The 17,853-nt window shown below is 71.3% G+C and carries 25 protein-coding genes; 14 read left to right on the top strand and 11 right to left on the bottom strand.

Annotated elements, in window-relative coordinates; all coding sequences use genetic code 11:
• Positions 1 to 204: 204 nt before the first annotated feature.
• From AC0QU1_RS23350 to AC0QU1_RS23340, 3 genes are all read left to right on the top strand, one after another.
• A complete protein-coding gene (locus AC0QU1_RS23350) occupies positions 205 to 1,473 on the top strand; it encodes a sensor histidine kinase (protein ID WP_483572826.1) in 1,269 nt (422 codons plus the stop codon).
• Positions 1,470 to 2,075 (top strand): response regulator, encoded by a 606-nt coding sequence (locus AC0QU1_RS23345; RefSeq protein ID WP_483572824.1) that lies wholly within the window; start codon positions 1,470 to 1,472, stop codon positions 2,073 to 2,075. Before AC0QU1_RS23350 ends, AC0QU1_RS23345 begins: the two co-directional genes overlap by 4 nt.
• Before the next feature lie 322 nt (positions 2,076 to 2,397).
• Entirely contained in the window at positions 2,398 to 3,717 is a 1,320-nt protein-coding gene (locus AC0QU1_RS23340) for an erythromycin esterase family protein (RefSeq protein ID WP_483572823.1), read from the top strand.
• Between the two features lie 61 nt (positions 3,718 to 3,778).
• Here the strand turns inward: AC0QU1_RS23340 and AC0QU1_RS23335 are convergent, their stop codons facing one another.
• The 3 genes from AC0QU1_RS23335 to AC0QU1_RS23325 are packed head-to-tail and all read right to left on the bottom strand — an operon-like array spanning position 3,779 to position 5,403.
• Positions 3,779 to 4,036, bottom strand: coding sequence for a DUF6510 family protein (locus AC0QU1_RS23335; RefSeq protein WP_483572822.1), 258 nt, complete (start codon positions 4,034 to 4,036; stop codon positions 3,779 to 3,781).
• Complete coding sequence (locus AC0QU1_RS23330; RefSeq protein ID WP_483572821.1) at positions 4,037 to 4,813, bottom strand: ferredoxin reductase; 777 nt, start codon at positions 4,811 to 4,813, stop codon at positions 4,037 to 4,039.
• On the bottom strand, positions 4,810 to 5,403 hold the full coding sequence (locus AC0QU1_RS23325) for a molybdopterin-dependent oxidoreductase (RefSeq protein ID WP_483572820.1): 594 nt from the start codon (positions 5,401 to 5,403) through the stop codon (positions 4,810 to 4,812). The genes AC0QU1_RS23330 and AC0QU1_RS23325 overlap by 4 nt, the downstream gene beginning before the upstream one ends.
• Positions 5,404 to 5,582: 179 nt before the next feature.
• Here AC0QU1_RS23325 and AC0QU1_RS23320 point away from each other — a divergent pair, with 179 nt between their 5' ends.
• The 7 genes from AC0QU1_RS23320 to AC0QU1_RS23290 all read left to right on the top strand — a co-directional run bounded on the left by AC0QU1_RS23320 (position 5,583) and on the right by AC0QU1_RS23290 (position 9,672).
• Complete coding sequence (locus tag AC0QU1_RS23320) at positions 5,583 to 5,855, top strand: hypothetical protein (protein WP_483572819.1); 273 nt, start codon at positions 5,583 to 5,585, stop codon at positions 5,853 to 5,855.
• Positions 5,852 to 6,262 carry a type II toxin-antitoxin system VapC family toxin gene (locus AC0QU1_RS23315; RefSeq protein WP_483572817.1) on the top strand — a complete coding sequence of 137 codons (411 nt, stop codon included), beginning with the start codon at positions 5,852 to 5,854 and terminating at the stop codon, positions 6,260 to 6,262. Before AC0QU1_RS23320 ends, AC0QU1_RS23315 begins: the two co-directional genes overlap by 4 nt.
• 54 nt (positions 6,263 to 6,316) lie before the next feature.
• Positions 6,317 to 6,586, top strand: a complete 270-nt coding sequence (locus AC0QU1_RS23310) for a hypothetical protein (RefSeq protein WP_483572815.1) — start codon at positions 6,317 to 6,319, stop codon at positions 6,584 to 6,586.
• A 71-nt stretch (positions 6,587 to 6,657) separates the two neighbouring features.
• Positions 6,658 to 7,050, top strand: coding sequence for a hypothetical protein (locus tag AC0QU1_RS23305; protein ID WP_483572814.1), 393 nt, complete (start codon positions 6,658 to 6,660; stop codon positions 7,048 to 7,050).
• Between the two features lie 634 nt (positions 7,051 to 7,684).
• Positions 7,685 to 8,131, top strand: coding sequence for a hypothetical protein (locus AC0QU1_RS23300; RefSeq protein WP_483572812.1), 447 nt, complete (start codon positions 7,685 to 7,687; stop codon positions 8,129 to 8,131).
• A protein-coding gene (locus AC0QU1_RS23295; RefSeq protein ID WP_483572811.1) for an IS5 family transposase occupies positions 8,128 to 9,076 on the top strand; the annotation gives its coding sequence in 2 pieces (ribosomal slippage) (positions 8,128 to 8,496 and positions 8,498 to 9,076; 948 coding nt in all). Before AC0QU1_RS23300 ends, AC0QU1_RS23295 begins: the two co-directional genes overlap by 4 nt.
• Positions 8,968 to 9,672, top strand: coding sequence for a hypothetical protein (locus AC0QU1_RS23290; protein ID WP_483572810.1), 705 nt, complete (start codon positions 8,968 to 8,970; stop codon positions 9,670 to 9,672). The genes AC0QU1_RS23295 and AC0QU1_RS23290 overlap by 109 nt, the downstream gene beginning before the upstream one ends.
• Positions 9,673 to 9,777: 105 nt before the next feature.
• On the opposite strand, the gene AC0QU1_RS23285 is transcribed toward AC0QU1_RS23290, so the two are convergent.
• The gene (locus tag AC0QU1_RS23285; protein ID WP_483572808.1) at positions 9,778 to 10,419 is read right to left on the bottom strand and encodes a MerR family transcriptional regulator; all 642 of its coding nucleotides are present in this window, start codon (positions 10,417 to 10,419) and stop codon (positions 9,778 to 9,780) included.
• A gap of 93 nt (positions 10,420 to 10,512) precedes the next feature.
• Here AC0QU1_RS23285 and AC0QU1_RS23280 point away from each other — a divergent pair, with 93 nt between their 5' ends.
• Positions 10,513 to 10,941 carry a hypothetical protein gene (locus AC0QU1_RS23280; protein ID WP_483572806.1) on the top strand — a complete coding sequence of 143 codons (429 nt, stop codon included), beginning with the start codon at positions 10,513 to 10,515 and terminating at the stop codon, positions 10,939 to 10,941.
• The gene (locus AC0QU1_RS23275; RefSeq protein ID WP_483572805.1) at positions 10,938 to 12,155 is read left to right on the top strand and encodes an SMP-30/gluconolactonase/LRE family protein; all 1,218 of its coding nucleotides are present in this window, start codon (positions 10,938 to 10,940) and stop codon (positions 12,153 to 12,155) included. The genes AC0QU1_RS23280 and AC0QU1_RS23275 overlap by 4 nt, the downstream gene beginning before the upstream one ends.
• Positions 12,156 to 12,196: 41 nt before the next feature.
• Here the strand turns inward: AC0QU1_RS23275 and AC0QU1_RS23270 are convergent, their stop codons facing one another.
• From AC0QU1_RS23270 to AC0QU1_RS23245, 6 genes are all read right to left on the bottom strand, one after another.
• Entirely contained in the window at positions 12,197 to 12,694 is a 498-nt protein-coding gene (locus tag AC0QU1_RS23270; RefSeq protein WP_483572803.1) for a MarR family winged helix-turn-helix transcriptional regulator, read from the bottom strand.
• Between the two features lie 253 nt (positions 12,695 to 12,947).
• Entirely contained in the window at positions 12,948 to 13,640 is a 693-nt protein-coding gene (locus AC0QU1_RS23265; protein ID WP_483572802.1) for an HAD-IA family hydrolase, read from the bottom strand.
• Positions 13,641 to 13,717: 77 nt separating this feature from the next.
• Positions 13,718 to 14,293, bottom strand: a complete 576-nt coding sequence (locus tag AC0QU1_RS23260) for a TetR/AcrR family transcriptional regulator (protein WP_483572800.1) — start codon at positions 14,291 to 14,293, stop codon at positions 13,718 to 13,720.
• On the bottom strand, positions 14,290 to 15,003 hold the full coding sequence (locus tag AC0QU1_RS23255; protein ID WP_483576794.1) for a DsbA family oxidoreductase: 714 nt from the start codon (positions 15,001 to 15,003) through the stop codon (positions 14,290 to 14,292). The genes AC0QU1_RS23260 and AC0QU1_RS23255 overlap by 4 nt, the downstream gene beginning before the upstream one ends.
• Positions 15,003 to 15,182, bottom strand: a complete 180-nt coding sequence (locus tag AC0QU1_RS23250; RefSeq protein ID WP_483572798.1) for a hypothetical protein — start codon at positions 15,180 to 15,182, stop codon at positions 15,003 to 15,005. The genes AC0QU1_RS23255 and AC0QU1_RS23250 overlap by 1 nt, the downstream gene beginning before the upstream one ends.
• 73 nt (positions 15,183 to 15,255) lie before the next feature.
• Positions 15,256 to 15,666, bottom strand: coding sequence for a RidA family protein (locus AC0QU1_RS23245; RefSeq protein ID WP_483572796.1), 411 nt, complete (start codon positions 15,664 to 15,666; stop codon positions 15,256 to 15,258).
• A 95-nt stretch (positions 15,667 to 15,761) separates the two neighbouring features.
• On the opposite strand from AC0QU1_RS23245, the gene AC0QU1_RS23240 reads away from it, so the two are divergent.
• The gene (locus AC0QU1_RS23240) at positions 15,762 to 16,133 is read left to right on the top strand and encodes a winged helix-turn-helix transcriptional regulator (protein ID WP_483572794.1); all 372 of its coding nucleotides are present in this window, start codon (positions 15,762 to 15,764) and stop codon (positions 16,131 to 16,133) included.
• A 12-nt stretch (positions 16,134 to 16,145) separates the two neighbouring features.
• Here the strand turns inward: AC0QU1_RS23240 and AC0QU1_RS23235 are convergent, their stop codons facing one another.
• Positions 16,146 to 16,898, bottom strand: a complete 753-nt coding sequence (locus tag AC0QU1_RS23235) for a helix-turn-helix domain-containing protein (protein ID WP_483572792.1) — start codon at positions 16,896 to 16,898, stop codon at positions 16,146 to 16,148.
• Positions 16,899 to 17,132: 234 nt separating this feature from the next.
• Here AC0QU1_RS23235 and AC0QU1_RS23230 point away from each other — a divergent pair, with 234 nt between their 5' ends.
• Complete coding sequence (locus AC0QU1_RS23230) at positions 17,133 to 17,792, top strand: DUF4097 family beta strand repeat-containing protein (RefSeq protein WP_483572791.1); 660 nt, start codon at positions 17,133 to 17,135, stop codon at positions 17,790 to 17,792.
• The last annotated feature ends 61 nt before the right edge of the window (positions 17,793 to 17,853 follow it).

The raw sequence follows: 17,853 nt of genomic DNA, 5'->3' as shown, positions 1-17,853 counted from the left end.
CGACCCATCGGAGGGCGCGGCGCCTCCGCCCGCGAGCGGTAGGGCGTCCGCCCCAGGTGCCCGGGAGCCGAACTCGGCTCCCGGGCACCTGTCGAGACACGAGGACCGACCATGAACACGTTCAAGGACGCACGGAGCGGGCGACACGGCTGCGCTACAGCTGGCTGTTCGACAGCGCGGCGGGCTGACCGTTGAATGAGACCCATGGTTGATCGGTCGACGGTGAGCACCCGCCGGTACGAGGCCTACGTGCGCTGGACCGCGTACGGCGTGGCGACGGCGCCGGCCCTCTCTCCCGTCAGCGCGGCACTGCCCCCTGGGTGGGTGGTCGGCGGAGAAGACCTGGCTCCGTTCGCCGCCGTCGTCGTGCTGGCGCTCGCGCTCTCCGCAGGGAACGTCCTGGTCACCCGCTGGAGCCTCGACCACGTGCTCGACCGCCCGCGACGGCTCGCCACCGGCGTCGTCGTCGCGTGGCTGCTGGCCCTCGTGGCGCTCGTCGCGGCGACGCTCGCCTTCCCCGCCCCGGACCTGAGGATGACGGCGGCCGTGGCCGCCGGATCGGCAGCCGCCAGCCTCGTGCCGGTGCTCGACACGCGACGCACGCTCTACCTCAACGCGGCGTTCGTCGTCGTGGCCGCGCCGCTCGCCGCGGTCGCCGAGGTCTGGTTCGTCGTCCTCGGGCTGGCGCTGATCAGCCTCGTGCTGTGGAGCTGCTGGTTCGGCGCGTGGCTGCTCCGGGTGCTGCGCGAGCTGCAGCAGGCGCACGAGGACCGCGCCGCCCTCACCCTCGCGAACGAGCGCCTGCGCATCTCGCGCGACCTCCACGACGTGCTCGGCCGCACGCTCACCACCATCGCCGTCAAGAGCGAGCTCGCGTCCGAGCTGGTGCGCCACGGCAGCGGCGAGCGGGCGGCCGTCGAGCTGGCCGGCGTCCGGCGGCTCGCCGGAGAGGCAGGAACCGAGGTCCGCCGCGTGGTGCGGGGCGAGGCCCGTGTGACATGGGACGGCGAGGTGTCCGGCGCGCGGTCGCTGCTCGACTCCGCGGGCATCCGCTGCACGGTGGCCGGCGACCCGGTGCCGGAGGGGTCCGCTGAAGGGCTGGCCTGGGTGGTCCGCGAGGGTGTGACGAACGTGCTGCGCCACTCGGCGGCCAAGCAGGTCACGCTCACGACCACCCACGAGGACGGCGAGGTGCTGCTCACGATCGCGAACGACGGCGCGAGCCGCGCGGGCGCGGCGATCGGCCGACCGGTATCGGCCTCGGGAGTGACGGCGCCGGTCCCGGCGGGCGCCGTCGTGGCGGGCCGTCTCGCGGCCGACGGCCAGGTCGCGCCGCGGCCCGACGGCGGAACGGGCCTGGCCGCGATGTCCGAGCGGATCCGGGCGCTCGGCGGGCGCATCGCGACCCACCGCGACGGAGACTGGTTCCTGCTCGAGGCCACCATCCCGATCCCGGAGAGGGACCGCGCATGACCCGCATCCTCGTCGCCGACGACGAACACCTCATCCGCGACGCCATCGCCGGGCTGCTCGATCTCCAGGACGACTTCGAGGTGGTCGGCCAGGCGGCGTCGGGCGAGGAGGCGATAGCGACCGCCGTCCGGCTGAGGCCCGACGTGGCCCTGCTCGACCTCCAGATGCCCGCGCCCGACGGCATCGAGGTGACCCGCCGGCTCGCGACCGAGCTGCCGGACTGCCGCTGCATCGTCGTGACGTCCTACGGCCGCCCCGGGTACCTCAAGGCGGCACTCGCGGCGGGGGCGCGCGGCTTCCTGCCCAAGACCGTGTCCTCCCGCACGCTGGCGGACGTCGTGCGGAAGGTCGCGGACGGCGGCCGGCACGTCGACCCGGAGCTCGCCGCCGAGGCGATCGGCGCCGGCGACTCCCCGCTCACCCCGCGCGAGACCGACGTGCTCGCCCTCGCGCGCGACGGCGCCCCCGTGGACGAGATCGCGCAGCGCGTCTCGCTCACCCGCGGGACGGTGCGGAACTACCTGGCGGCCGCCATCGCGAAGCTCGGCGCGGCCAACCGGCACGAGGCGGCGCGCATCGCGGCAGAGCACGGGTGGATCTGAGCGGTCTGACGGCGGGACGTGGGTCGGCCGGCGTCGGCGGGAGGGTGCGGGCGCCGTCGTCGGCCCAGCCGCGGACGCCGTCGGCCGAACGCGGGCGCTGTAGCTGCGGGCGCCGTCGGCTCAAGTACGACGCCGTAGCCGCGGGGCGTCGTCGACCGAACGGAGGACTGGTACGTCGCTTGGCGTACGACAGGTGTCGCCGTGGACCGGACGTGACCCCGCGGCTCGGGGGCGATCCTCGGGGGTGTCCGCAAGTTCTCGGCACGGGAGACGACCCATGTGCGCAGCCCAGAGCAGGCCCAAGCGAGTACGAGCCCTCACGATGACCGCCCTCGCGGGGGTGACGGCGCTCACGATGATCCCCGCGGCGATGGTGCCGACGGCGGCGGCCCGGCCGCCGTCGGAGGCCGCGGAGCCCGACCCAGTGGTGTCCTGGGTGGGCGAGCATGCGGTCCCGGTTCGGGACCTCACGCGTCCCGGCCCCGATCTCGCCGCGCTCGGGCGAGCGACGAAGGGCGCCCAGATCGTCGGCCTTGGCGAGTCCGCGCATGCGCTGCGCGAGGTGACCGCGCTGAAGCGCCGGGCGGTGGAGTATCTGGTCGAGGAGCGCGGGTTTCGGTCCCTGGCCTGGGAGGACGACTGGACCCTCGGCCTGATGATCAACGACTACCTCCAGGGTAGGCGCGACGACCGCGACGCCCTGGTCGCGCAGCTGAGCCACGCGCACCGCACCCGTGAGGTCGCGGACCTGCTGTCCTGGCTGCGGGAGTACAACCGGACGCACCGGGACGACGTCCGGTTCGTGGGGGTGGAGTACTTCGCCACGAGGCAACTGGCCTACGACGCCGTGCGGGCCTACGTGGCCGCACGCGCTCCGGAGCTCCTGGGAGAGCTGACTCCGCACCTGGAGCTGATCAGCCCGAAGACCAAGGACGCGAAGGCCCACCTGGACTGGTACATGCAGGAGGTGGAGGACCAGGCACCCTACGTGAGCAGCGCGGAGGCCGTGTACCGCATCGTCGCCGAGGCGCCGCACCGGGCCGGCGACCGCGAGTACGCGCTGGCGTTGCAGCACGCGCGGCAGATCCGCTCGTGGTACACGGCGTTCGCGCTGCCGTGGGACGAGATCCCCGCGTACCGCGACGCCCGTGCGGCCGAGAACCTGCGGTGGTGGCAGCGGTACTCGGGTGACAAGGTGATCTACTGGGCCGCCGCTGCGCACACCGCCGACGCGCCGGACCTGGCCGTCACCTTCCCGGGTGGCGGGGCGATGCGGCTGGCCAGCGTGGGGTCGTTCGTCGCGGACTGGTACGGCGACCGGTACGTCAGGGTCGGCTACACCTTCGACCGAGGAGTCGCGTCGAGTGAGCAGGGCGATCCGGTGACCATGCCGCCGGCGCTACCCGACTGGTTCGAGGCGCCGCTCGGCGACGTGCCCAGTGCCCGGTACCTCGTCGACCTGGACCAGCGCGCGCCGGAGGAGGTGCGGGACTGGCTGGAGGCGCCGATGCTCACCCGCGGCGATCCGACGGCGGGCCCTGCCTCGACCATGACCGGGAGCACGCCCGAGGACTGGTACGACGTCGTGGTGCACAGCCAGGAGGTCGGCCCGGCACAGATGGTCGACGGCCCGGCACGGTAGGTCGGTCCGGCGCGTTTGGTCGCCTTGGCCCGGTAGGTCGCCCCGGCCGAGGCGGCCGACGTCAGCGGCGCAGCTCGATGGCGCTCAGCCCCGCGAGGCTGAGGATCACGCGGTCGCCGGCGTCGACGAACGTCGCGAGCACCTGGTCGCACCCCGCGCACCGGGCCACCAGGCCCGGTGCGTCGGTGTACACCATCGCCTCCGCGATCGGGGAGAGGCGGCCGCAGCCGTCGCACCGTCCGCGTGCTGCGGTGACGTCGGGCGTGAACACCTCGGAGAGTGCGCCCGCGAGAACGTTGCCGTCGAGGTGGTGTGTCATCTAAAGACCTCCGAAGCGCTCGGTGTGGATGTCCGTCGCGGAGTGGCCCAGCTCCTGCAGCCAGCGGGCGACGGCCTCGACGAAGCCCGTCGAGCCGCAGACGTAGAGGCGTGGCCGCTCTGCTGCCGGGATGGTGCGGGCGGCGAGCGTGTCCAGGGTGAGCCGCCCGACCGGGTCCGGCCAGCCGTCCGGCGCCTCGCGTGTGTAGACGAGGTCCAGCTCGAAGGCCGACCCGGCGAGCGCGGCGAGCTCGTCGGCGAAGAACATGTCGGCCGGCGTGCGGACCGAGTACAGCAGCCGGAAGGGCGACGCGTCGCCGTCGGCGCCGTGCGCTGCCGCCATCGCGTACAGCGGGACGACGCCGGAGCCGCCGGCGATGAGCTGTACGGGACGGTCGCTCTCGCCGGGGCGCCAGACGAAGAACGCGCCAAGCGGGCCGTGGAGCTCGAGCTGGTCGCCCGGCCGAACCTCGTTGACCAGGAAGGGGGAGACCTCGCCGTCGGGCAGCTCGTCGATGGCGAGAACCACCTGCCCGCCCGCCGTCGGCCCCGCGGGGGTGGACGAGGCGATCGAGTAGGACCGGCTCGCCTGGTAGCCGTCCGGGGCGGTGAGGCGGACGTCGACGTGGGTGCCGGCCTCGCTGCCCGGCCAGGTGGGCACGTCGAGCACGAGCCGCGCGGCCGTGGGGGTCTCGCGGCGGTTCTCGACGACGGTCGCGATGTGCCAGGCGGGACGCGTCCGCGGCCGGCCGACCGGGGTCATGGGCTGCGCGCTCACCAGTACCGCTCCTCCTTCCACGGGTCGCCGTAGAGGTGGTAGCCGTACTGCTCCCAGAAGCCCGGGTCGTTGGTCGGCATCATCGTCAGGCCGCGGATCCACTTCGCGCTCTTCCAGAAGTAGAGGTGCGGCACGAGCAGCCGGGCTGGCCCGCCGTGCTCCGGGTCGAGGGGCTCGCCCTCGGCCTCGGTGGCGATCCAGGCCTTGCCGTCCAGCAGGTCCTCCAGGGGCACGTTGGTGGTGTAGCCGCCGTAGGAGTGCGCCATGACGTACTCGTGCTCGGACTCGACGTTCTCGAAGAGCTTGTCGAGGCTGACGCCGCGCCAGCCCATGCCGAGCTTGGACCAGTGGGTGACGCAGTGGATGTCCACGGTGACGTCCTCGGCGCCGAGCGCGAGGAGCTCGTCCCAGCTCCACCGGTGGTCGGCGCCGGTCTCGTCCTGGATGGTGAACTCCCAGTCCGCGGTGTCGATCCGCGGGGTGGGCCCGGCGCTGAGCACCGGCCAGTCCTGGACCAGCGTCTGGCCGGGAGGGAGGCGCGTGTCCGGTTCACGTCTGCGGCCGGAGAACCCACGGGTGGTGAAGGACATGCTGGCTCCAATCCGGGTGACCGCGGGCCCGGGCGTCCGGGTCTGGTCGGTGATGGTGGGAACAGGGTATTGCGGTGGGGTGGCTGGGTGCGCGGTGGTACGGGCTGAATCTGTGCCCCACTGGGAGGCGCCCTGGCGCCTGCCATGACTTGCTGGGGATCGTCCACTACCGTTGCCGTATGAGCATCCCCGACGACCGCGAGGACATGCGCCACTTCCTCGACCGGCTGACGCCGGCGCAGGTGCGTCATCTTCGGCTGCTTGTCTCGCACGACTCGGAGCTGTCCGAGGCGGCAACCTCCCGAACTCTTCATGCGGCCACGCCGTCGTCCCACCTTCCCGCGGACTTCCTGGCACTCGCTGGCAGCATCCACGGGCCAGGGGACGTCGCCGAACGCCATGACGACTACATTCGGCAGCACCTGCGCGGTCGGTTCGGTCACGACGAGTGATCGCCACGGTCCTGGACACCGGTCCGCTCTACGCGTTCTTCGACGCCAACGACTCGTTCCACGATGCCGCACGCTCGCTGTTCGCGACGCTCGACGGCCCCGTGCTGCTGCCAAGCCCGGTCCTGACGGAAGTCTGCTGGCTGCTTGAGCGCGCGCCGACAGTGGAGGCGCGGTTCCTTCAGGTTGTCGCAGAGGGAGCGTTCGAATTGATTACCCCAACATCGGGCGACCTGGTTCGCATGAGTGAACTTGTCTTGAAGTACCAAGACTTTCCGCTTGGCGGCGTAGACGCCTCGGTCGTCGCCATCGCGGAACGCTACGGCGTGCGTCGTATAGCGACGACGGACCGCCGCCACTTCGGTGCGATCCGGCCGGCCCACGTCGATGTCCTAGAACTGGTGCCGTAGCGCGCTGGCGGGTATCTGAGGCGATTCTGGTCGCTGTTGCTTTCAAGGAGTCTCATGGCATACGAACTCAGATTGCCGGAGGATTTTGCGGAGTACGCGTGGGAAGTCGAATCGAAAGGCGTATTCTGGGATGCGAATGTGTACGATGAAAGACGTCTCATTCCCGTGACGTTCTACGACGCTGAGCGGCTGGCACAGGACATTATGGAGGAAATGGAGTCGGGTCGGGCGATAGTGCTGAACCGAGTTGTGGTGGTCAAGCGGGTGGCACATGAATACATGTCTGCAGCCGTGAGCGTCCTAAAGCCAGGCGACCTTGGTTGATGGCAAGGGCTGCACTCAAGCCGCAGTGCGGAGTGCGCCAGTCCGTCATGGATCAGGTGGGTTGGTGGCTCGTGAACGACATCCTTGGACATCTCGTCGCCGAGTATCGGCACGGCCTCCAAGACGGTGAGGCGGAAGCGCGGCGCCGACTGGCTCTTGCGATCGTGGAGCGTGCGCTCGCCGGTGGATTTCTGACCGACGTTCCGGCTGCGATCGTCGGAGAGACTGGTCGCGCGTTGACGCGGGGTGCTTTGACCGAGGATGCGACCGAGCGGCTCTCGGACGGGCTTCACGAGTTTCTCATTCGGAAGAACGGCCAGGCATTCGTGATGCGAGACCGAGAGGACAAGGCTATCCGCGCCACTTTCGAGGCGTTCTATTCGTCCCTCGAAGACGACGGCCTCGAAGCCGTGGTTGTCGACGTTGCCGCTCTACTCGACGGAACTGCGGCCGACATCGAGTGATCTTGCGAATGCGGTGCCATACAAATTGACCGTCATCAAGGAGATCGGATGAAGGGCGCATTTCTTCTGGCGGACGACTCCGGCCTCTACGCACAGGTTGAACGGATCCTTGTTAAGCACGGGGCTGCGGCCGCGCCTGACGCGACGGTTCAGCTCGTTGATGAGAGCGGTCGGCTTCTGACGGTGTTTCGGCGACGTGGACGAGTTTGAGGCAGACCTCCGTGCGAGACCCACCAGGATTCGTGCGGAGGGACGCCAGCCCCCGGACCGCGCGACTCTCACCGCGTGTTGGATCGAGTGCCGTTGGGAGTCGATGTTCGTCGACGTGGTACGTCTGATCGCCGCGGAGCGGACCGGCGATACGTGGGTCTCGATGGTGTCGGTGTTCTCTGGGCTACGGAAGAGGTCCGAGCCGACGAAATCGTGCTCTGAGTAACGTTCGTCACGGACTCGTGAGAACCGACCTCACGGGACTGTGAGCTCGGCCGTGGGGACGGTCGAAAGGTCGGACGTGGGGAGCCTTCTGTGCGGGGGAGCGCGGCGGACGTGGAGGCAGCGCCGATATTGGCAGTAACTGCCGGCAATAGTGACAGTGAGCGCAAGCGCGCGTCAGGCACCCACTATCTTCATCGCCATGCCTGACGAGCGCGAGACCGGCCTAGGCGCCATGGTCAAGGACCCCCTGTTCCTCGCCGTCGTGCCCATCGCGCCGTTCGTGCTCATCGCGTTCAACGTCTGGTCCATCACGCGCGGCGACGCGAACGCGATGCTCGCCGTCATCCAGCACGTCAGCCCGCTCAGCCTGATCCTGGCGACGTGGACCGACCTCGTCGCGACGGTCGCCGTCCTCGCCGTCGTGCTGCAGCGCCGTATCTGGTACCGGCCCGGCCGGGTCGACCCGCTTGTCGTCCTCGTCCTGGCGGGCATCCTGTGCCTTCCCGTCGCCTCCGTGGCGATCTTCGCGTTCTACGCCTGGGTGGCGTGGATGCGGCGGCTCGACTACCAGGTCAGCGGCCACCTCGACCAGCTAGGGCGTGTCTCCCATATGTGGGCTGAGGTGTGCGGCAGCCTGGTCGGGTGACTTCTTCGCGGTATCGGGTGTTGTCGGATGAGCAGTGGGGGCGGATCGAGCCGTTGCTGCCCTCGAACGCGGGCCGGCGCGGGCATCCGTTCTGGGACAACCGGCGGGTAGTGGAAGGGATCATCTACCGCTACCGGGCCGGGATCCCGTGGCGGGACCTGCCTCGTGAGCACTTCGGGTCGTGGAGGACGGTCTGGAAGCGGCACCGCCGCTACGCCGACGACGGCACCTGGGACAAGGTCCTGGCCGGGCTGCTGGCCGCGGCGGACGCGGACGGGAAGATCGACTGGAACGTGAGCGTGGACGCCACGATCAACCGTGCTCATCAGCACGGCACGAACACCACGCGTCCCGAGCGGGACACAGGGGGCGAGAGCGAATCACACGAAACTCCCTGAGGGGTTCGTCCCCAGCCCGCTCGGCGGGGAACGTGAACCGGCAGGTCATGGCATCGGTAAGTCACGTGGCGGCCTGACCAGCAAGATCCATCACGCGGTGGACGGTCATGGACGCCCGCTGGCCGCGATCGTCACGGGCGGGCAGCGTAACGACGGGGCCATGCTGGCCGAGGTCCTAGCCGACATCCGCGTCCCGCGCCAGGGACCGGGCCGCCCGCGCACCACCCCTGATGCGGTGATCGCCGACCGCGCCTACACCAGCGGCGTCAACCGCAGGATGCTCGCGGCCCGGCACATCCAGACCGTGATCCCGCAGAAGAAGGACGAGATCGCTGCCCGCAAACACAAAGGCTCAGCCGGAGGACGACCACCAGCCCTGGACGCCCGGACCTACAAGCGACGCAACGTCGTGGAACGCTCCTTCGCCCTGACCAAGCAATGGCGCGCCCTGGCGACCCGCTACGACAAGCTCGCCATCACCTACCGCGCCGCCGTCGTCCTATCCGCCTGCACCATCTGGGCACGCCATATGGGAGACACGCCCTAGCGGTCGACGAGCTGACCGCCAAGAGCCGCGCGGCCGGAACCAGCCTGTGGACGGGCGCGGCCCTCGCGGTCTTCGCCGCCCTCGCGTTCGTCGTCGGCCTGATCTCCGCAGCGGTCAGCCGCGACCTGCTGCTGCTCTCCTACCAGCTCGCCGGCGCGGTGACGGTCACGTTCTTCGTGCTGGCGCGCACCCGCGAGGCGCCCGCCTGGATCCGGCTCGCCGACCGGACCTACCCCGCCCTGCTGCTCGTCCTCCTCCTGCTGTGGTCGCTGTGGGAACCGGTCGCGTCCTCGCGCTGGCTGCCGAACGAGCGTGTAGTGGTCGACGGCGCCACGGTCGCCAACGCGACCGGCGCCAGGTACCACGACGGCATGGTCGTGAACGTGGATGACGTCAGCCTGCTGCTCCTGCGCGACGACGGCGCCCTGGAGCAGATCCCCACCGCGGCGATCGTTGGCCGCGCGGTCTGCCCCGTCCCGGCCGCCGAACCGGTGGACCAGGAGCGGTCGCTCATGGCGGCGCTGATAGCCGCGCGGTCCGACGCCGCCGCGGCGACGCGCTGGCGGGATCCGATCTGTAACGCGACGACGCCGTAGCCCACCGCGACAGCCGCGCAGGCGTCGGGGACGGCAGCGAGAATCGCGCAGCCACCGCGACAACAGCCGCCGTGACAACAACAGACAGTGGCCTGCACAAGGGGCTCAGCCCTTGCCGCCCTCCCCCTCCAGATGCGCGACCACCGCATGCTCCTGCGCGAGCCGCCGCAGCGCCGACAGCACCCGGTCGCCGAGGATGTCGAACGCGATGACGCCGACCACCCGCGACTCGTCGGCGGTGGTCTCCAGGAGCCGCGCGATCTCGTCGTGCGCGAGCCCCTCCGCCGCTGCGGCGTAGGTGTCGAGCATGTCGGTGACCGCCGTGACGCCGAGCGCCTCGAGCGAGACGAGCGCGTCGGCGAGTGTGGCCCGGGCGGGGTTGTCGGGCCGGACCGACCAACCGTGCTCGGCTATCAGGCTCTCGACCCGCTCGGCCGCCCGCCGTCCGGCCTCGTCGTCGCGCGGCGCGGGGGCGGAAGTGAGGGCGTACTGCGCGCTGCCGAGCACGGCGTAGGTGTTGCCCTCCTTCTCCGCGAGGTGCGCGAGCACCCGCCGGGCCTGCTCCACCGCGAGCCCGCCGACGCCGACCAGGGCCCGCGTCAGGCGCAGCGCGCGCACGTGCGACTCGTCGTACACCGCCTGGTTGGGGCTGGTCAGCTTGCCCTGCGGCACCAGGCCCTCGCGGATGTAGTACCGGATCGTCGGCGCGGCGACACCGGTCCGCGCACTGAGCTCCGCCATCTTCATGGCCCGTCACCTCCTCGCCGTCCGATGCTACCCATCACGCGTCCTGCATTATGCGTACTTGAATATGCGTAGTACACTCTGCATAATCGAGGCATGGCTGACCGACGACAGACCTCCCCGCGCGAAGTCATCATCCGCACGGCGCTCGTCACGATGGGCGCCCTGACCACCGTCCCGGCGCTCGCCCTCGTGGACCCGACCCAGCTCGAGTCCTACGGCGTGGTGGACCCGGGCCCGATAGTCCTGACGCTCCTGCAGCACCGGGGCGTGTACCAGCTCCTGCTGGGCAGCGCGCTCATCTGGTCGGCGTTCCGGCCCGACGTCCGCGTGCCGGTCGCGATCGGCGCCATCACCTCGAAGGGCATCGCGCTCACGCTCACGGTGTCCCGCCCGGAGGTCCTCGCCGAGTCCAGCACCGTTGCGATGATCTTCGACCCCATCTGCATAGTGCTCCTGACGGCCCTGCTCGTCGACACCGCCGTCGGACGCCGCCGTCGGGCACGCGAGAGCGTCGCGGCATGAGCGGCACCGCGAACCTACGCGACGGTACAAACGTGCGCGACGGCGAAGGCGTGCCGGACGGCGGAGATGCGCACGGCGAGGGCGCGGGCGGCGACGGCGCGGGCTCGCCCGACAGCGCGCGGAAGCGCCGGCCCTGGCGCCCCCTGGCCGTCGCGGTCGCGGCGATCGTCGCGATCCCGGTGCTCGCAGTGGGCGCCTTCGTCCTGGCAGTCCCCACACCGGTCGACGGCTTCGCTCCCGAGTCGTGGCGCCCCGGCCCCGGGGCATCGTTCGCCGACGAGCTCACGGCCCCCGCCGTCGTCGAGCAGCTCACCGACGAGCCGATCTACGGCCCGGAGGACATCGCGATGGACGCCGACGGCCTGCTCTACACCGGCGACAGGGACGGCACGATCTGGCGGCTGGACCCCGCCGACGGCTCGGCCGAGGTCTTCGCCCAGGTGGGCGGGCGTCCCCTCGGCCTCGCCTTCGCGCCCGACGGCCGGCTCCTCGTCGCCAACCACGGCCTCGGCCTCCAGGCCGTCGACCGGGCCGGCCGGGTGGAGGTGCTCACCGACACGGTCGACGGCGCGCCCGTCCTGTTCGCGAACGACCTCGACGTCGGGCCCGACGGCGTCGTCTACGTCAGCGACTCCAGCCGCCGCTACAACACCACCACGCTCGGCGACGTGCCCTCCTACCTGCTGCCCGACATGCTCGACGGGCGCGCGTCCGGCCGCCTGCTGAGCTACGACCTGCGCACGGGCGAGGCCGCGGTGCTCCTGGACGGCCTCTACTTCCCGAACGGGGTGGCCGTCACCCAGGACGGCGCCCGGGTCTGGGTCGCGGAGTCCAACCGCTACCGGATCCTGGAGCACACGCTCGGCGGCGGCACCCGGACCGTGCTCGACGACCTGCCGGGCACACCCGACAACCTCGACCGCGACCCCGACGGCAGGATGCTGGTCGCGATCTACGACCGCACCGCAGCGCTCGACGCCCTCGTGCTGCCCAGCGACCTGGCGCGCCAGGTCATGATCCGCCTGCCCGGCGGCCTGTTCGTCAACGAGGAGGACCCGCTCACCGGCAGCATCCTCGTGGCCGACGACGACGGCGTCGTCACCGCGCACCGTACCGGGCTCGCGCCGGCCGCCACGAGCGTGCTCCCCGCGGGGGACCGCTGGTACCTCGGGGCGCTGCTCGGTCAGCCGGTGCGCTGGATGCGGGCGGGGTGAGCGCGGGCCCGCCGGACGCCGTCAGCACCCGACGCACGCCGTCAGCAGACGACCGATCCGGGCCGGCTGTCCACCACCTGGGCCGCGACGATGTCGCGGGTCCAGGCCGCGTACGCGTCGCGGTCCGAAAAGGGTAGAGCCGCGATCATGTCGTCCAGCGCCTTCGCGAGCTGGGCGTAGAACGCGGCCGACGCCGTGGCGCCCGCCTCGGTGACGACGACGTGCACCGAGCGGCGGTCGCCGGGCACGGCCTCGCGGGCGACCAGGCCGCGGGACTCCGCGCGGTCGACCAGTCCGGTCAGTGCCGCCTTCTCCACGCCCAGGTTCTGGGCGAGCTCGACCATGCGGCGCGGCCCGTGCACGAGCAGGCCCAGCATCCGCGCCTGCATGGGGGTGAGCCCGTTACGCTCGGCCACGGCACCCGCGCGGGCGGTCACGATCACGGAGAGCTGCCCCAGGGGGTGCAGCGGGCTGAAGCCGTCGGCACCGACGGCGCAGTCCTCGCCCGGGGCGGGTGCCGCCGTCCGCTCGATCGTCATGAGATCACTGTACTGATCCACGATGGTTCGCTCCGCGTACAGTCCGGGAGGCTGACACGACGCCGTCCCACCCGAGAGGAGCCGCCGACCCGAAGGTTACGTGTGACCCGACTCGCCGAACCGAAACCTGTGCGTGGATCAGTCGGCTGGAACACCCTCATCTTGCGGTTGGGCGGCGCTGGCCACACGTAACGTGCGGTTCGGCGCCGCCAGGTGACCCCAGCCACCAGGTGACCCCAGCCGCCAGGTGACCTCACGCGTTCTCAGGCAGGGCGAGCAGCCGCGCGTGCAGGTCCGCGAGGCTCGCGGCGTGCACGTCGAACCGGTCGTCCGGGCGCGGCAGGTCGCCGTCGGGGCGGGGCACGTACGCCGTGCGCATCCCCGCCGCCGCGGCGGCCCGCAGGTCCCAGGCGTGCGCGGCCACCAGGAACGGCGGGCCCGAGCCGGCGGGTGAGCTGGCCACCGCCAGCTCGTAGATCTCGGGACCGGGCTTGTACGTGCCGGCGTCCTCGGCGGAGAGCACCTGGTGCCACCGCAGGCCGCCGCCCGCGCTGAGTCCGGCCAGCACGCGGCGGCTCGCGTTCGAGAGGCCGAGCACCGCGAGGTCGCCCGCGAGGAGGTCCAGGCCCGCGACGCTGTCCGGCCAGGGCCGCAGCCGCTCCGACGCGTCGGCGAGCCCGTCGACCGAACCAGGCGGCAGGAGGCGGTCGCGGACCAGCGCCTCCAGGGCCTCGCGGTCCAGCTCGTGACTCGGCACGAACGCACGACGGTGCTCCACGATCTCGCGCTCCTGCGCCGCGATGTGCTCAAGCCACCGGCGGGCCACGTACCCGGCGGCGCCGCTCTTGATCCCCGTCACCTCGGAGACCCGCTGCCCGAGACTCCCTGCCTGGTCGACCAGGGTGCCGAGGACGTCGAACACAAGAGTCGGACGGGCTGGCCCCATCGGCGCAGGCTGCATGCGTCCCACCGTATCGAACGAGGCCACCGCCCCGTAAAGGGGGTCCGGCTACCCGACGGCGGCTACCGGTCGCCGCGCAGCCCGCGGAGCGTGTGCTCGAAGCTCCGGCGGTAGCCGTCGCGGTTCTGCTGGTCACACGCCCGCGCGATGATGCCGCGCTCCCAGATGAGGAGGTGGACGTCGGCCGGCGTGAGATCGTCCCGGATCAGGCCGGTCGCCTGGGCGTCGCCGAGCAGGCGGGCGGCGGTCTTGCTGGCGTGCTCGCACAGGGCGGTCAGCGGTTCGGAGCCGGGCATGGCCCGCAGCAGGACGTCGTTCGCGGCGGGCTCGTCGTACTGGAGCAGCCAGATCTGGCTGAGATAGCTCTCGAACCGTTCGACGGGGTCGGCCACGGCGTCGACCGAGGTGACGATGCCGCGGATGCGCTCGGCCACGAGCTCCTCTACCACCGCGTCGATCAGCCCCTGCCGGCCCCCGAAGCGGTGGTAGATGGTGCCCTTGCTGACGCCGGCGGCGCGCGCCACCTCGTCGAGGGGACTGTTCAGCCCGTGCGCGCGGAACACGTCGAGGGCGGCCGTGCGGATGCCCTCGACGTTGCGCTGCGCGTCGGCCCGCAGCCGCGGGGTGTCCTTGGTCATCCACCGGCTCCGGCTGCCGCGGCGGCGGGCGAGCCGACGGTCTCGTTCCAGCTCGTCTCGAGGGCCTGGAGGAACGCCTCGACCGGCTGCGCGCCGGAGACGGCGTACTTGCCGGCGAACACGAAGAACGGCACGCCCGTGATGCCGTACTGGCGGGACTGCCGCAGGTCCGCCTCGACGGCGTCGGCGAACTCCCCGCTCGCCAGGGCGGCGCGGGCGGCGTCGCGGTCCAGGCCGACCTCAGCGGCCAGGTCCACCAGGACGTCGTGGTCGGCGACGTTCAGCCCGTCGGTGAAGTACGCCTGGAACAGCCGCCGGACCATCTCGTGCTGCTTGCCGTGGGTGGCGGCGAAGTGGCTGAGCTGGTGCGCGGTGCGGGTGCTCACGGCCAGGGCGCGGTCGAGCCGGTAGTCCAGCCCGAGCTGCGCGGCGCGGGCCGAGACCTGGTCGTTCATCGCGACCGCCTGCTCGCGCGGGATGCGGTACTTGGCCGCCAGCAGGTCCGCGGTGTTGACCGGGGCGTCGCCGTCGGCGACCTCCGGCATGAGCAGGAAGCTGTGGTACCGCACCTCGACGCCGGACGCGTGCGGGAACGTGCTCAGCGCCTGGTCGAGAAGGGTGTCGCCCATGTAGCAGAACGGGCATACGACGTCGCTCCACACGTCGACGACGAGCCGGTCCGCGGCCCGGCCGAACGCCTCGCCGGCCATCAGTGGCACACCCCGTCCACGTCGCAGACGCCGAACGCCTCGCCCACCGGGAGGAGCTGGAACGGCGACCGGGCGGCCGCGCCGCCGTCGACCAGTTCAGGGGCCTGCGCTGTCAGGGTCTCGTCTGCCGGGGCGTCGGCCCCCAGGGCCGGCTCCGCGACCGCATTACTTGACGTCATGGTCAAGAACGTAGGCGAACTTGAACGGTGCGTCAAGATCGCGGTCGCGGGGCCCGGGCACGGCCCGGTCGGCTCAGTCGAGGACGGCGAACGCCTCGACCTCGACCAGCACGTCGGGCTCGAACAGGTAGTCGACGCCGATGAGCGACACCGGCGGGAACGGCCGCGGGATCCCGAGCTCGTCCGTCACCGCGTCGATGCCCGCCATGAAGTCGTCCATCTTCTCCGGGCTCCAGTGCGTCACGAAGAACCTCAGCCGCACGACGTCGGAGAAGGTCGCCCCCGCGCCGGCCAGGCCGCGAGCTGTGTTGCGCAGGGCCTGCTCGACCTGGCCCGTGAGGTCGCCGGTCGCGAAGCGGTTGGCGTCGCCGTCGCGCGCGATCTGGCCGGCGACGTGCACCTGCCGGCTGCCGGTGCCGATCGAGACGTGGTGGTAGGGAACGGGCTGGAACATGCCCTCCGGGGTGAGAAGCTGGACGGTCATCGGGCATCCCTTCGTCGGTGGGCGGGCACTTGCGCTCCGCCCGGTATCCAATGTGTACTAGGTGCCCACAGGGAACTTCAACGAGACCAGGTTTCATGCCGGATACCGCCCAACCAGGCGAGCGCGTCCAGATCGCCGCGGAGCACCGCGAACTGCTGGACCAGGTGCTCGACAAGTGGTCGCTGCAGGTGCTCGACGAGCTGTGCGAGCGGCCGCTGCGCTTCAACGAGCTGCGCCGCGCGATCCCGGTCGTCACGCAGAAGTCGCTGACGGCGACCCTGCGGCGCCTCGAGCGCAACGGGATGGTCGACCGCGTCGTCGTGAGCTCGCGCCCCGTCGCGGTCGAGTACCGCATCTCGTCGCTCGGGCGGACCATCCAGGACCTGCTCGACGCGCTGTTCTACTGGAGCAGGCAGAACATGCCCGACGTCGAGCGGGCGCGGGCGCGGTTCGACGAGAGGGACTGAGCGGCGCCCGGCCTATGCGCGCTCCGCGTCGCCGTCCTCTGAAGCCGTCTCGCCCTTGGTGTGGAGGATCTCGCGCGCCTGCACCGCGGCGCGGGTGAGGCTCTCGCTGATGAAGTCCGTGAAGCGGGCGATGTTCTCCAGCCGGACGCCGGCGGGGGTGTCGTGCCCGAGCACGGCGACGCCCTGCCGCGCGGTCTTGGCGAGCTCGGCGTTGGACTGGGCGGTCGAGACGACTGACTGGTACCAGACGTCGTTGTCGGCCACGTAGCGCTCGCGGCGACCCTCCCCGCGCTCGCGGCGGACGAGGCCCTGGCTCTCCAGGAACGAGATCGCCTTGGAGACGGACGCAGGGCTGACGTCGAGGCGCTGCGCGATCTCTGCCGCCGTGACGCTGCCGGCGTCGGTGGTGAAGAGGCAGGTCAGGATGCCGGCCGAGATGCGAGGCACGCCCGACACCATGAGGAGGGTGGTGAACGTCTCCTCGAACTCGTGCACGGCCTCGGCGTCGCGCCCGTACGCCTGCTCCGGGACTGCCTGCGGACCGCGCGCCGCCGTCGGCCTGCTGCGGCGGTGGGCGCGGCGCGCGGTGGCGCGCTGGGCCAGGTCGGCGCGGTAGCCGACCGGGCCGCCGTTGCGCGTCACCTCGCGCGTGATCGTCGACGTCGGGCGGTCGAGCCGTCTGGCGATCTCCGCGTAAGGGAGGTCGTCGGCCAGGCCGAGCGCGATCTGCTGGCGTTCCTGCTGGGTGAGCCTGCCCCCGGGCATGGTGGTCCTCCTTCGTGCTCCGGTGTGGTCCAGGGTAGCGTTGGTCGCCCTCCATTGCAACGCGCGATGAGCTGGGTCGTTGCTTTAGTTCTCAACCCATTGCACTGATTTAGCGGCTCTGACCTGCGTATATGTCGCACATGTGCAACAAGTATCTTGCTCAGATCTCGAACGCAACGTAGCGTTTCCGACATCAGAAACCGAGAGCACCACCGAGCACAGGAGCTGAACGCCATGCACACCTTCGACACCCCGAACCCCATCTCCGCCGTCATCGACACCCCCGCCGCACGCGTCCAACTCATCGCGGCCGACCGGACCGACACTGTCGTGGAGGTCCGGCCCGCTGACGCCACCAAGGGACGCGACGTGGACGCCGCGGAGCGCACCACCGCCGAGTGCGCCGACGGCGTCCTGCGGATCGTCACCCCGGTCAAGCACGAGATCCTCGGGGCCTCCGGCGCCGTCGAGGTGACGGTCCAGCTTCCCGCCGGCTCCGGCGTCGAGGGGAAGTCGGCCGGTGCCGAGCTCCGCGGCGTCGGCCGGCTCGGCGAGGTCGCCTACGAGTCCCATGGCGCGATCAAGCTCGACGAGGCGGCGAACGTCCGCCTCGCCGCGCAGGCCGGCGACGTCTCGGTCGGGCGCCTCACCGGCCCCGGCGAGATCAGCACCATGCAGGGTGACATCAGCATCGCCGAGGCCGTTCGCGGCAAGGTCGTGCTGAGCACCCAGGCCGGCAACGTGTCGGTCGTGGCCGCCGCCGGCGTCTCGGCCACGCTCGACGCCGGCACCAGCATGGGCCGGATCCAGAACGCGCTGAAGAACACCGGCGCGGCCGACCTCGACATCCGCGCCACGACGATGCAGGGCGACATCACCGCTCGCAGCCTCTGAGCGACACGCGTCCGGCCCGGCCGCCACGGCGGCCGGCCCGGACGGCCACCGGCACCGGGCC

The organism is Promicromonospora noduliphila (genome assembly GCF_056951025.1).
This window is presented reverse-complemented; position numbering and strand designations above follow the sequence as displayed.

Coding starts and splice junctions, on each gene's coding strand:
- AC0QU1_RS23250 (WP_483572798.1), bottom strand. CDS start 15,182: ATGACGTCAAGTAATGCGGTCGCGGAGCCGGCCCTGGGGGCCGACGCC.
- AC0QU1_RS23280 (WP_483572806.1), top strand. CDS start 10,513: ATGGCTGACCGACGACAGACCTCCCCGCGCGAAGTCATCATCCGCACG.
- AC0QU1_RS23320 (WP_483572819.1), top strand. CDS start 5,583: ATGAGCATCCCCGACGACCGCGAGGACATGCGCCACTTCCTCGACCGG.
- AC0QU1_RS23285 (WP_483572808.1), bottom strand. CDS start 10,419: ATGAAGATGGCGGAGCTCAGTGCGCGGACCGGTGTCGCCGCGCCGACG.
- AC0QU1_RS23290 (WP_483572810.1), top strand. CDS start 8,968: ATGGCGCGCCCTGGCGACCCGCTACGACAAGCTCGCCATCACCTACCG.
- AC0QU1_RS23265 (WP_483572802.1), bottom strand. CDS start 13,640: ATGGGGCCAGCCCGTCCGACTCTTGTGTTCGACGTCCTCGGCACCCTG.
- AC0QU1_RS23310 (WP_483572815.1), top strand. CDS start 6,317: ATGGCATACGAACTCAGATTGCCGGAGGATTTTGCGGAGTACGCGTGG.
- AC0QU1_RS23260 (WP_483572800.1), bottom strand. CDS start 14,293: ATGACCAAGGACACCCCGCGGCTGCGGGCCGACGCGCAGCGCAACGTC.
- AC0QU1_RS23275 (WP_483572805.1), top strand. CDS start 10,938: ATGAGCGGCACCGCGAACCTACGCGACGGTACAAACGTGCGCGACGGC.
- AC0QU1_RS23325 (WP_483572820.1), bottom strand. CDS start 5,403: ATGTCCTTCACCACCCGTGGGTTCTCCGGCCGCAGACGTGAACCGGAC.
- AC0QU1_RS23335 (WP_483572822.1), bottom strand. CDS start 4,036: ATGACACACCACCTCGACGGCAACGTTCTCGCGGGCGCACTCTCCGAG.
- AC0QU1_RS23235 (WP_483572792.1), bottom strand. CDS start 16,898: ATGCCCGGGGGCAGGCTCACCCAGCAGGAACGCCAGCAGATCGCGCTC.
- AC0QU1_RS23350 (WP_483572826.1), top strand. CDS start 205: ATGGTTGATCGGTCGACGGTGAGCACCCGCCGGTACGAGGCCTACGTG.
- AC0QU1_RS23245 (WP_483572796.1), bottom strand. CDS start 15,666: ATGACCGTCCAGCTTCTCACCCCGGAGGGCATGTTCCAGCCCGTTCCC.
- AC0QU1_RS23300 (WP_483572812.1), top strand. CDS start 7,685: ATGCCTGACGAGCGCGAGACCGGCCTAGGCGCCATGGTCAAGGACCCC.
- AC0QU1_RS23345 (WP_483572824.1), top strand. CDS start 1,470: ATGACCCGCATCCTCGTCGCCGACGACGAACACCTCATCCGCGACGCC.
- AC0QU1_RS23230 (WP_483572791.1), top strand. CDS start 17,133: ATGCACACCTTCGACACCCCGAACCCCATCTCCGCCGTCATCGACACC.
- AC0QU1_RS23240 (WP_483572794.1), top strand. CDS start 15,762: ATGCCGGATACCGCCCAACCAGGCGAGCGCGTCCAGATCGCCGCGGAG.
- AC0QU1_RS23255 (WP_483576794.1), bottom strand. CDS start 15,003: ATGGCCGGCGAGGCGTTCGGCCGGGCCGCGGACCGGCTCGTCGTCGAC.
- AC0QU1_RS23270 (WP_483572803.1), bottom strand. CDS start 12,694: ATGACGATCGAGCGGACGGCGGCACCCGCCCCGGGCGAGGACTGCGCC.
- AC0QU1_RS23340 (WP_483572823.1), top strand. CDS start 2,398: ATGACCGCCCTCGCGGGGGTGACGGCGCTCACGATGATCCCCGCGGCG.